Source organism: Mesoflavibacter sp. (assembly GCF_964226795.1).
GTDB classification, from domain to species: Bacteria; Bacteroidota; Bacteroidia; order Flavobacteriales; family Flavobacteriaceae; genus Mesoflavibacter; species Mesoflavibacter zeaxanthinifaciens.
In genome coordinates this window covers 202,560-215,240 of the sequence record NZ_CAXQQP010000005.1, presented here as the reverse complement: position 1 = coordinate 215,240, position 12,681 = coordinate 202,560, and the positions used below count along the sequence as shown (strand labels likewise).

Below are 12,681 nucleotides of genomic sequence, written 5' to 3'. Positions count from 1 at the left end.
TTTGTAGTATAATGAGCAAAATACTTCAACATATAAATTCGCCAGACGATTTAAAAACCTTAAATCAAGAACAGCTATTACTTTTAGCTAAAGAATTGCGTGAATTTATCATAAATATTGTTGCCACAAAAGAAGGTCATCTTGGCGCTAGCTTAGGCGTAATCGAACTTACTATTGCTTTACATTATGTATTTAACACACCAACAGATCAATTAATTTGGGATGTTGGTCATCAAGCTTACGGACATAAAATTTTAACCGGAAGACGTGATATTTTTGAAACCAACAGACAATTAAATGGTATTTCTGGATTTCCTAAGCGTAAAGAAAGTGATTATGATGCATTTGGTGTCGGGCATTCCTCTACGTCTATTTCGGCAGCATTAGGTATGGCAATTGCTTCAAGAATAAAAGGCGATTTAAACACACAACATATTGCTGTAATAGGAGATGCTTCTATAGCTAGTGGTATGGCGTTTGAAGGTTTAAATCATGCTGGCGTAAGTAAAGCTAATTTACTAGTTATTTTAAACGATAATGCTATTGGAATTGACCCAAGTGTTGGCGCTTTAAAACAGTATTTAACCAACGTTAAAAAAGGCACTCAAAAACAAGATAATATTTTTGAAGCTTTAAATTTTGACTATTCAGGACCAATTGACGGACATGATTTACCAGCTTTAATTAACGAACTTGAGCGGTTAAAATCTGTTAAAGGACCAAAGTTTCTTCACGTTATTACCACCAAAGGAAAAGGTCTTAAACAAGCCGAAGCTGACCAAGTAAAATACCACGCTCCAGGACAATTTGATGCAAAATCTGGCGAGCTTATCGCAAAAACCCAAACTAAACCTCAACCACCAAAATATCAAGATGTTTTTGGATATACTATAGTTGAATTAGCTAAAACGAACCAAAAAATTGTTGGTATCACACCAGCTATGCCAACCGGAAGCTCTTTAAAATACATGATGGAAGCGTTTCCTAACCGTGCTTTTGATGTTGGTATTGCCGAGCAGCATGCAGTTACTTTTGCTGCAGGAATGGCTACACAAGGGTTAATTCCGTTTTGTAATATTTATTCGACATTTATGCAACGTGCATATGATCAAGTTATACATGATGTTGCTACACAAAACTTACCTGTTATTTTTTGTTTGGATCGTGCAGGATTAGTGGGACAAGATGGCGCAACACATCATGGTGTTTTTGATTTAGCCTATTTACGTTGCATCCCAAACTTGATCATTTTTGCACCAAGAAATGAGGTTGAATTACGTAACATGCTTTACACTGCTCAATTAGGACTAAATCACCCAATTGCCATAAGATATCCAAGAGGTAGAGGAATTACAATAGATTGGAAACAACCATTTTCTAAAATTGAAATTGGTAAAGGCGAGCAATTAAAAGAAGGTAAAGAAGTTGCTGTGCTATCTATTGGAACGACTTCAAAAAATGTTACTGAAGCACTTAACAGTATTGAAAACCCTGAAACTTTTTCTCATTACGATATGCGCTTTGTAAAACCATTGGATGCGGCTTTACTTCATTCAATATTAAAAAACCACAACACAATTATCACTATTGAAGACGGAACTGTTTCTGGTGGATTTGGCAGTGCTATTTTAGAGCTTGCTGCAAAGCACAACTATAAAAACAACTTTATAACAAAAGGAATTAAAGATGAATTTATAGAACATGGCACAACTGAAGAACTACAGAAACTTAACGGTATTGATTCAGAAAGTTTAAAAATTTTATTTGAAAGCATAAAAAAAGCAGACTGATTAGGTCTGCTTTTTTTAAATTTAAGAACAATTAATTTGTTGTAAATGTCCATACAGCACCTATTGTTTTAGTGCCAGAATTGTCTTTAGTATCTACTTGCCAGTAATATGTCGTTGCTGGATCTGTGCTTACATCAAAGTTTTCTGCTGTTAAGTCTGTGCTAACTGCTGTAGTTGGAGGGTTAGATGTACCAAAATATACATCATAAGTTAATGTATCGTTTATATCTACATCTGCTCCAGACCAATTTAAAGAAGTTGTTCCAGACACAACTGCATCTTCTTCATTAGGACTTACTAAATCCGCTAAGAACGGTGCATAATTAGAAACACCTTCTCCTTCTGTATAAAATGCAAAAACCTGAGATGGACTTGCAGAATCTTCTGCATCTTTAGCTGTAACTGTCCAATAATAAGCTGTACCAGGTTGTAAAGTTAATGTTCTTGTAGTTGTTGTAGATGTAACTTGTTCAACTAAATTAGTCATATTATTATCTAACGCTACTCTCAATTCGTAACTTACTGTATCTCCATCAGGATCTGTAGCTGCTGCCCATTCAAAATTAACAGTACTATCTATACATAATAAATCTGATGTTGGATAGATTAATTGACTAACTGCACTTGGCGCTGTATTTGGTGTATCTGGAGTATGAGCTACTCCTCCATCACCACCATCTCCATCACTTCCTCCACAAGAAGTAATTACAACACTAAAAAATAATACAGTTATTATGTTATATAATTTCTTTTTCATCTTATTATTTTTTTATGATTTTTATAGTTTTTGGTGCTTTTTCTGACTGAATATTTACAAAATAAACTCCGCTTCTTAGTGATTGGAAAGGAATATAAATTTCTTTATTATTCGCAATATCAAAAGAGTTACTATAAACTAATCTTCCATTTATATCATAAACATTTACAGGAAGAGCGTTTACATCTAGACCATTTGGCAGTATAACTTTTAAATTATCTACCACTGGGTTTGGTGTAGCCTTAAATTCTATAATGTTAATCTGTTTAGTAAAAGTACCTTCGCAAGCTTGAGCTGTCTTAATTTCTAACAATCCAGACTTTAAATTTTCTAATATTATATTGTCTTGACTAGTTATTAAAATAACTTCACCATTTAAAATCACTGTGTAAGGCGCTGTACCTCTGTACATGTTAACCTCAATATCTTCTCCATTATTTTGTTCTATAAGCTCTAGTTCTATTGTTTCTGCAGCTTCAACACTTACTTCTGAACATTGAACATGGTCATATTCGTTAACAGACACACATATAGTATATGGTCCACCTACAGTTAAGTTTTCTATAGTTAAGTTGTTTGTTGTTAACTGTTCTGAAATATTTGTTCCTGGACCATTAACGGTAACCGTATAAGTTACATATGTTTCATTTACATTAATATTTATCTTACCGTTATCTTGTCCTTCGCATGTTTCTGAAACTACTTCTATTGAAATGTTATCTTGAGCTGCATAACTAGTATCACAAATATCTCCTATCCCGTTATTGTTAACGTCTTCTTGATTTGGATTAGGTGTATCAACACAATTATCTATAGAATCTACGACACCATCTCCATCTGAATCCTGACAAACATCTCCTACTCCATCATTATTACTATCTAATTGGTCTGGATTAGCTATTGTTGGACAATTATCATTTATATCTAATATTCCGTCTTGATCTGTATCTTGACAAACATCTCCAATTCCGTTGTTATCAACATCAGATTGATCTGCGTTTGCAACACTTGGGCAGTTATCTACACCATTAACAACACCATCATTGTCATCATCTCCATTTGGATCAAAAGAGAACTGTCCTGAAAATATACCTCTACCATAAGTAGCTGCAAAAACCATATTATCGTCTCTTAAATCTAAATCTAAAACTTTAACATTTGACATTCCGTTAAATGCAGGATTCCAAGTTGGATTAGCATCAGAAAAGTTGGTTGTATACCAAACACCTAACTCTGTACCTATAATTACTTCTTCATTATTTAAAGGATTTCTTAATATTGACTTTACTGGTAAATCTGGAAGATTACCTTCTTTAGTCTGCCAGTTAGCTCCTCCGTCATTTGTGTACCAGATATTTTCTACTCCGTAGTTATGAATGGTAACAAAAATTTCGTCTTCATTATTACCTAACTCAATATCAGACACACTTCCTACTATAAAATTATTAAGTTCTAACTCTGTCCAAGTAGGACTACTACCATCTGCATTTTCTACTTTAAAAATATCTCCTAAAACTGTTCCTACAAATAAGGTTGAAGATGTTGTTGTAAAAGGAGAAACTGTTAAAGCAGTTGGTGTACTATCAAATTCAGAATTTGTTAAATCTGAAGACGTTAAAGTTGAGCTAGATTTTATGCCTGAGTATCTTCTTATTACAGTACTAAGGTTGTTAGAATAATTTGAATATAAAATATCCAGATTAGAGTCTAATGCTTGTGGGTTAATAAAAGCTCCGTTAGAAGCATTTTCATTATTAATTGTTACGTTAGTATTAGTTTCTAAATTAAATAAATTAATACCTGAGTTGTACACGTAGTTTCTAATAAAATACTTATCGTCTCCTTGATCAAAAAATGTATAAGCACCATCACCTCCATATGCTTCTACAGAACTATCCGCTCCATTTGAATTTGCATTTTGAAACAATTGCGTACCATTATCTTGTAAACCTCCTGCAAAATAATCTCCGTTAAAAGCTGTTGTTGGAGCTACACCGACAGTGTAAAATTGACTTGTATTAAAATCTTTATCTCTTGGACTTAAGACTACACCTGCATTTGATGAATAGTAAATTCCACCATCATTTCCTACTAACATGACACTAGAACTATTGTTTCCAAAAACTAAGGCATGTTGATCTGCATGAACTTCTTGATAGCCAAAACCACCATACCAATGAGATAATTGAGACCAAGAAGTACCACTATTAAACGACTTAAATAAATCTATACCTCCAGCATATACTATATCGTCATTTGCTGGATCTACTTCTAAAAGTAAGTCGTAAAAGGCTTGACCTCTAGTAAAGTCATTTGCTGATATACCAGTATCTGCATCATTTGGTAAAGCCATATTAGTAGTTGAAGAGAAACCGTCTTCTGTTTTAATCATTATAACTGGAGCAGTTGTTCCTTCTGCTAGGACATAGATTTTATTAGGATCTGATGAAGAAACTGCTATTTGAGTTCTATCTGCATCTGCTACAACTTCTTCTACACTAAAAGAATTTCCGTCTGTTGAGGATAAGATTGTTCCTCCTCCTTCACCAAAAACATAACTATTAATTGTAGAAACCCAAATTTTATTATCAGCTCCAATTTCTATATCATTTGGACAATACTGAACGCCTCCTGCAAGTGATTGTAAAGAAACTAGTGACCACGAGTTTCCATTATCTGTTGATTTGTATAGTCCAAATTCTGGACCACCTAAATACGTAGTAGCGTTAGCAGATCCGTAAAAACCATCTCCTGCAGCTACATAAACTTCAGAAACACCATTGTTATCTCTTATTTTAATATCATTAATGTGTTGAATACCTGGGACTAAATTTCCTGTAAACGAACTAGACACAGGATTTAAAGAACCTGTCATTGTACTACCTGCAAGAATTGAAGCTTCTAGTATATCTCCATCTGTTTTAGAAATCATTACTGATGGTATTGTAATTGTATTATCATCTCCTCCCATAGGGATAGGTTGACCTACTACATTATTCATCATAATAACTCCTACTGCTCCTGCATTTTGAGCATTTTTTACTTTTTGAGTAAAGTTACAGTTACCTCTTCTTATTAAAGCTATATTGCCCGATATTTGAGCACCATTAACTAATGCGCTACATCCTTCTGTTGGTAATCCTGTTCCATCATCTACTAAAACTATATTTGCCGATATTACAGATGTAATTTCTGGTCCAAAAGCAGTTGTTGGGTATGACAAATAGTCTCCTGCTACATCTGAAGGTGAATTAACAGAAATATTAGATGCAGATTGAAATGATGTATCACCTGTAATACCTCCAAAAACATTTGTCCATGTTGCTCCTGCATCATCAGATTTCCAAACACCACTTCCGTTAACATCTCCTCCTACATAAGATTCTCCTGTTCCTAAGTAAAAGACATTACTATTGTTTGGATCGTATGTTATACAAGATACAGCTAAGTTTTCTGGCACATTAACTCTTTGCCACGATGATTCTGGATTTGATATGTTTGTGTTTTTCCATAAACCGCCACTAACTCCTCCTGCAAAAACAGTTTCATTTGATGCATCGTTTGGATCAAACATTATAGCTCTTGTTCTTCCTCCTACATTGTTTGGTCCTCTTTCTACCCATCCATTATTCATAGCATCACCCGGTACTCTTCCTGCAGCTAATGTATTTAGTCTAGCAGCATTTATGCTATCTCTTAATGGTTGTAATTTTTCTGGTGTTGGTCGTCCTAATAGAGGATTCATTGTAAGTTCCCATTCTTGCTCGTAAAATTTATTTGGTGTTAAACCTTGAGCCTTTCTTTCTGACTTACTTAGTTTTAAAGTGTTTTTAAATGGGCTTTTTTCTAAGTTTTCTGAATGGATATTTCTAACTTGATTGTTTTGTTTTAAAGCAGAATTATCTTCAGAGAAATTTTGATATAATGCAAATATCCCTAAGGCTAATAATAAAATTATTAGTAATTTCTTTTTCATAATATTAAATAATTAATCTTTTTGCTAAAATAATATAAAATATTCTATAATGTAAATCCTTTTATCTTTTTATATTGAAGAATGGCTTGACTATCAGATAATGAAGCTACATAATGACAAATATTTAAAAGTCTTTGATATATACTTCCTTCTTTACTAAGTGTTTCTGGCAAACTCTTTAAAATTAATTTATCATAATTAGATGTTGGTCCTTCTTCAAAATTATTCTGAATAGATTTAGTGTAAGTTGTTAAAAGTGTATTTATTATTTGATAGCCAGCTATTTCTTTTTCTAACACTTCTTTTGATTGATAAATTTTCTCAACACTCAGCTTTATAATGTCATTTATTTGAGCTTCATATTTACTCTTATCTAATAAACTGATATTGAAATCTCCTTTTAAAATATCTTCTTCATTAGTCATAAATATTTGTACAGCTTCGTTTATAAGACTATTAATAGCTAAAGCTCTTAAGTAACTTACTCTATCTTGGGTATTAGTTAACAAAGCATACTTTTTAGTATTTATAGAGTCTCTAACTAGATTAATTAAATACTCTAAAGCAAACTCTTCTTCGATTAAACCTAGATTTATACCGTCTTCAAAATCTATGATTGTATAACAAATATCATCTGCTGCTTCTACCAAAAATGCTAAGGGATGTCTATTGTATCTTAAATGGTCGTCAGATTTTTTTATTAAACCTAATTCTTCAGCTACATCAACAAACGCTTCTTTTTCACTTTGAAAAAAACCATACTTTTTATCTGATATCTGATTAGTTGGCTTTTTAGGTAATGATTCTTTAGGGTATTTTGTAAAAGCACCTAAAGTAGCGTAACTAAGTCTTAATCCTCCTTCTCTGCCAGACCTACTTTGTGTTGCGATTTTAAAACCATTAGCATTGCCTTCAAAATCACATAAATCTTGGTATTCTTTATCAGATAGTTTTGATTGATATTTTTTTCCTTCACCATTTATAAAAAACTCTCCTATAGCTTTTTCTCCGCTATGTCCAAATGGAGGATTTCCTATATCATGAGCCAAAGCAGCAGCAGCAACAATTGCTCCAAAATCATTTGCTTGATATCCTAAAGTGGTTTGTAAATGTGGATGTTTTTCTAAAATCTTTTGACCAACCTTTCTTCCTAAAGAGCGTCCTACAACACTTACTTCTAAACTATGTGTTAAACGTGTGTGTATAAAATCTGTCTGAGACAATGGGATAACTTGAGTTTTATCTTGCAGACTTCTAAACTCTGAAGAAAATATAACCCTATCATAATCCACTTCAAAACCTAAGCGAGTTTCATCTTGTTCTTTTCTTAGTCGTTTATTAGTATCACCAAAGCGCTTTAAGGATAGTAATTGTTCCCAATTCATTATATAAGTTTTTAAGCTGCAATATAAGTATTTGACATGTAAAATGTTCTTCTTTTCAATGTTAACTAAACGTTTTCTAGTAATAAACAAACAACATATCTCATAACATTAAGCTAACTTTTTAGTGATTTACTATTAATACCTAGTTAACTTAGACTTTACAGTTTGATAGTTTCTTTGCACCAAGAATTTAAACAACGTAATGAAAAAAATATTTCTATTATTATTTACATTTTTTAGTGTATACGCAAACGCTCAAGACACTGGTTCTATAGCTGGTAAACTTACTGATAAAGAATTTGACAACGAACCACTTCCTTTTGCTAATATTCTAATTAAAGGCACTTCAAAAGGTACTACTACAGATGATGCTGGTCTTTACATGTTGGATAATCTAAAGCCAGGTGATTATGTAATTGAGTATAGCTTTGTGGGATACGAAACTCAAACAATAGAAGCAACTGTTGAAGCTGGTAAAGTCACCGAAATAAATGTCCCAATGGGCGCTAATGCTGCTTCTTTAGAAGAAGTTGTTATTCAAACAACTACTAAAAGAGAAAGTGAAGTTGCAGTTTTATTAGAACAGAAAAAAGCTGTTGAAATTAAACAAATAATAGGTGCAGACGAATTATCAAGAAAAGGAGTAAGTGATGCGGCTGGTGCAGTCGCTAAAATATCTGGTGTTTCTAAACAAGAAGGATCTAGTAATGTATATGTTCGAGGTTTAGGTGATCGTTACCTTAATACAACTATGAACGGTTTGTCTTTACCATCAAATAATGTTAATAAAAAGAACATTGACTTAAATTTATTCTCTTCAGATGTAATTCAAAATGTATCTATTAGTAAAGCATATGCAGCTCAATTTTACGGAGATTTCTCTGCTGGTAATGTAGATGTAACTTCTAAAGAACATAAAGGTGGAAGTTTTGTAGATGTATTTACTGGTTCTGGTTTTAACACAAATGCTATAGACAAAAACTTTGTAAGAAGTGAAGGGACTGGTTATTTTGGATACTACGGAAGATATGATCACAACCCTTTTGCTGTTATATTATCTCACGGTGTTGATCCTGTAAACGTAAACTCACCTATCAATGTGGCTTATGGAGCATCTGGAGGAAGCTCTCATTCATTTGAAAACGGTTCAAGATTAAGTTTCTTTGTTACAGGAGGATTTGAAAATAACTACGAATACAGAAACGGTAAAGCTGTAGATTTTTCTACTGTTGAGAAAAAAGCATTTGAAGCTGCAGAAGAATATGAATATTCTACAACTACTACTGCTATGGCGAACTTAAACTACAAAATAAACAGTGATAATAACATAAGTTTTAATTCAGTATTTATTAATAGTTCTTCAGATGTTGTCGGTTATTTTGGTATTGATGGAACAGGTAGAAATAGAGATGCAATTTTAAATACAGACCAAGGGTTTTACCAACAAAATGTTCAGTTTGATCAAACTAAAATGTTTGTTAATCAATTATTAGGAAATCACAAATCAGGAAAATTTGAGTTAGATTGGGGATTTGGTTACAACAAAGTATTTTCTGATCAACCAGACAGAAAGCGTTTTAGCGTAGAAAATTATCAATATGCTTTAGATAATGATCCTTCTACTAACCCAACATTCTACAGTAATGTTGTTTTTGATAATCAACGTTATTTTCAAAAAATTGAGGATGATGAGTACAACGGACGTTTAAATCTGTCTTATGAAGCTAATGAAAAATTAAAATTCAATATCGGTTATAATGGTCGTAACAAGAAAAGATTATTTAATAACATAAGATATGGTTACGATATAGTTGATGGTAGCTACGAAATTACAGATATAAACAACTTAAATTCTGTCTTTAACCTAGATAATTTAAATCTAAATGCAAGTAGTGGTGGTATTTACGAAATTAAAGTAATTAAACCTTACCCAACTTTATCTAACACAAATAGACCAGGACTTTTTGAAAATACGTACACAGGTAAACTAGACATCTATGCTGGATATTTAGATGCTGAAATAAAAGTTGGAGAAAAATGGTTATTTGTTCCTGGTATTAGAATAGAAAGCTTTGAACAAAACATAGCCTATGATGTAATAAACTTAGGTAACAATGGTAACGATTCTAAAACATCTAAAGAAACTTTTATCCTACCTAGTTTAAACATTAAATACGCTATAAACGAAGACCAAAATCTACGTTTCTCTGCAAGTAAAACAGTATCTACACCAGAGTTTAAAGAAGTAGCTCCGTTTGTTTATGAAGATGTATCTGTACGATATGGAGGTAACCCTGATGCTTTAGGATACTCTGATATTTATAACGCCGATTTAAAATTTGAATCTTTCTTTGGAAGAGGTGAAATATTCTCAGTTGGTGTATTTGCAAAACAAATTAACGATCCAATTAATTTAGTTGTTGTTGGTGATGCTACAGGAACACAACGTTACGTAAGAACTGGTGATAAAGCTGAAGTTTACGGTGTTGAAGTAGAGTTGAGAAAGAACATTATTGAAGACGAAAACGAAGACGCTGTTTTAGCTTTTGGTGTAAACGCAACTTACATGGACACTAAACAAGATTTATACGAAAATATAGACGGAACTTTTGACTTAGCTTTTAATAAAAGTGAAGATGAGTTACAAGGCGCTTCTCCTTTAATCTTAAATGCAGATATAAGCTACTCTCCTACTTTTAACAACTACAAACCGGTAGCTAACGTAGTATTCTCTTACTTTTCAGACAGAATAGATGCATTAGGATCTGGAGATCTTGGTAATATTATAGAAAAAAGTGTTCCTACTTTAGATTTTGTTTGGAAAAACACTATTAAGGACAATTTTGAAGTTAATCTTAGTGCAAAAAATTTACTAAACCCTTCAATACAATACGTTAGACAAGACCAAAATCAAGGTGACATTTTAGTTACATCTGCTAATGGTAAAGGTGTAACAGATTATAAAAGAGGTATCAACTTAGGACTTCAACTTAAATACAAATTTTAAATATCAATAACACAATTAAGAATAAAAATTAAAAACTAAAAAAATGAAAAAACAAATAATTCTTGGTTTAGCATTAGTATCTATGATATTTTCATGCTCTACAGACGACACTTCAGATATTGTAATTAATGACAATAGTGTTACAAATAACAACTCTGGCGGTGGTACAACAGATCCTCAAACAATTTTCTTATCTGGTACTTACACAGAAGATTTAACTTTAGACGCAAATAACACTTACAAAATTAATGGTTCTTTAATCATGGCAAGTGGTACTACATTAACTATTCCTGCTTGTATGACTATTGAAGCTTTAGCTTCTGGAGCAGACGTTTATGTAGCAATCTCTCAAGGTGCTAAAATTGTAGCTAATGGTACTCAAGATTGCCCTATAGTATTTACTTCTGATGCTGCTAACCCAGCTGCAGGAGATTGGGGAGGATTAATTTTATTAGGAAGAGCACCAATAAACTCTGTAACAGGAACAAACACAGCAACTTCAGAAATTGCTAGTCTACCATACGGAGGAAATATTTCTGATGATGATTCTGGATCTTTAAACTATGTACGTGTAGAGTATTCTGGTGGAGCTGCAGATGGACAATCTGAAAACAATGGTATTTCTTTTTACGGTGTAGGTAACGGTACAGATGTTAATTACATCCAAGCTTACGCAGGTAAAGATGATGGTATCGAGTTTTTTGGTGGTACAGTAAATGCTAATTATGTTTCTGTTATCAATGCAGAAGACGACTCTGTAGACTGGACAGAAGGTTACTCTGGTACGTTAACAAACGTATATATATCTAACAGAATTACTGACGATAAAGCTATTGAAGCTGATGGATACAACACAGATTTTAGCAACGCTACAGGTACATTCTCTAAACCAACCGTTAACAACTTAACAATTGTTGGTCAAGGTACAGCTGCAGGACATGCAGAAGCTATAAGACTAAGAGCAGGAACACAAGGTATCTTTAACAACGTACATATTACAGGATACATCGAAGGTTTTGATCTTGATGATCAAGACACAGGTAATGGTGTTATTAGTGACGATTTACAAGTTACTAATGTAACATTTGTAGATGTTACTACTAAAGTAAAAAATGACACAACAGTATCTTTTACAGATGCAGACTTCTACGTAGGTGAAGGAAACGGAGCAACTAATGATTATGCTACTTGGGGAGCAGGTTGGACTGCTGAATAAGCTAATTTTAAAAAATAAAAAAAAGCACCTTTTTGAGGTGCTTTTTTTATTTCTAAAAATATAAATTAATCTCTATCTGCTACAGCAGAAGTGTTTTTCCAAGTGTTTACAGAAGTAATACTGTTCGATGAATAATCTACTTCTTTTAAAGTATCGTCTGTCCAAAAAAACCACTTCCCTACTTTTTTACCATTGTCATAAGCACCTACTACAATTTTATCACCATTTGCATCATATTTTGTCCAAACTCCTTGTAACTTATTATTCTTATTAAAAAAACCTTGTTGTGCAATAGCACCATTATCATGATAGTATGTTGCTTGGATTAAATCTCCTTTTTTCTCCATTGTTGGCTTATTAACTTCTTGAGCTGAAACAAACCCTGTAATTAACACCGCAAAAGCCAAAATTAAATTTTTCATAGTATATATTTTTTTAAGATTATTATTAATGTTTACATAACAAATATAGTTTATTTTTTACAATTTAGACACCTTTACATAACATTAACTTAACATTAAAAAGATAAAATATTGATTATCAAGTGTTT

7 protein-coding genes are annotated in these 12,681 nt (G+C 32.6%); 3 read left to right on the top strand and 4 right to left on the bottom strand.

The features are described from left to right. The first annotated feature begins 11 nt into the window (after nt 1-11). Nucleotides 12-1,790 carry a 1-deoxy-D-xylulose-5-phosphate synthase gene (dxs, locus tag ACEQT4_RS03235; protein WP_370225987.1) on the top strand — a complete coding sequence of 593 codons (1,779 nt, stop codon included), beginning with the start codon at nt 12-14 and terminating at the stop codon, nt 1,788-1,790. Between the two features lie 31 nt (nt 1,791-1,821). On the opposite strand, the gene ACEQT4_RS03230 is transcribed toward dxs, so the two are convergent. Genes ACEQT4_RS03230 through ACEQT4_RS03220 form a run of 3 tightly spaced genes read right to left on the bottom strand, consistent with a single transcriptional unit; the run spans nt 1,822 to nt 7,908 of the window. Further along, entirely contained in the window at nt 1,822-2,547 is a 726-nt protein-coding gene (locus tag ACEQT4_RS03230) for a fibronectin type III domain-containing protein (RefSeq protein ID WP_370225986.1), read from the bottom strand. 4 nt (nt 2,548-2,551) lie between these two features. Then, complete coding sequence (locus ACEQT4_RS03225; RefSeq protein WP_370225985.1) at nt 2,552-6,523, bottom strand: thrombospondin type 3 repeat-containing protein; 3,972 nt, start codon at nt 6,521-6,523, stop codon at nt 2,552-2,554. 44 nt (nt 6,524-6,567) lie between these two features. Then, nucleotides 6,568-7,908 carry a deoxyguanosinetriphosphate triphosphohydrolase gene (locus ACEQT4_RS03220; protein WP_370225984.1) on the bottom strand — a complete coding sequence of 447 codons (1,341 nt, stop codon included), beginning with the start codon at nt 7,906-7,908 and terminating at the stop codon, nt 6,568-6,570. A 202-nt stretch (nt 7,909-8,110) separates the two neighbouring features. On the opposite strand from ACEQT4_RS03220, the gene ACEQT4_RS03215 reads away from it, so the two are divergent. Together ACEQT4_RS03215 and ACEQT4_RS03210 are read left to right on the top strand one after the other, a co-directional pair. Next, nucleotides 8,111-10,915, top strand: a complete 2,805-nt coding sequence (locus ACEQT4_RS03215; protein ID WP_370225983.1) for a TonB-dependent receptor domain-containing protein — start codon at nt 8,111-8,113, stop codon at nt 10,913-10,915. A 43-nt stretch (nt 10,916-10,958) separates the two neighbouring features. After that, the gene (locus ACEQT4_RS03210; protein ID WP_027879537.1) at nt 10,959-12,131 is read left to right on the top strand and encodes a hypothetical protein; all 1,173 of its coding nucleotides are present in this window, start codon (nt 10,959-10,961) and stop codon (nt 12,129-12,131) included. Nucleotides 12,132-12,196: 65 nt separating this feature from the next. Here the strand turns inward: ACEQT4_RS03210 and ACEQT4_RS03205 are convergent, their stop codons facing one another. Further along, the gene (locus ACEQT4_RS03205; RefSeq protein WP_027879538.1) at nt 12,197-12,553 is read right to left on the bottom strand and encodes a toxin-antitoxin system YwqK family antitoxin; all 357 of its coding nucleotides are present in this window, start codon (nt 12,551-12,553) and stop codon (nt 12,197-12,199) included. Nucleotides 12,554-12,681: the final 128 nt, after the last annotated feature.

Coding starts and splice junctions, on each gene's coding strand:
- dxs (WP_370225987.1), top strand. CDS start 12: ATGAGCAAAATACTTCAACATATAAATTCGCCAGACGATTTAAAAACC.
- ACEQT4_RS03230 (WP_370225986.1), bottom strand. CDS start 2,547: ATGAAAAAGAAATTATATAACATAATAACTGTATTATTTTTTAGTGTT.
- ACEQT4_RS03225 (WP_370225985.1), bottom strand. CDS start 6,523: ATGAAAAAGAAATTACTAATAATTTTATTATTAGCCTTAGGGATATTT.
- ACEQT4_RS03220 (WP_370225984.1), bottom strand. CDS start 7,908: ATGAATTGGGAACAATTACTATCCTTAAAGCGCTTTGGTGATACTAAT.
- ACEQT4_RS03215 (WP_370225983.1), top strand. CDS start 8,111: ATGAAAAAAATATTTCTATTATTATTTACATTTTTTAGTGTATACGCA.
- ACEQT4_RS03210 (WP_027879537.1), top strand. CDS start 10,959: ATGAAAAAACAAATAATTCTTGGTTTAGCATTAGTATCTATGATATTT.
- ACEQT4_RS03205 (WP_027879538.1), bottom strand. CDS start 12,553: ATGAAAAATTTAATTTTGGCTTTTGCGGTGTTAATTACAGGGTTTGTT.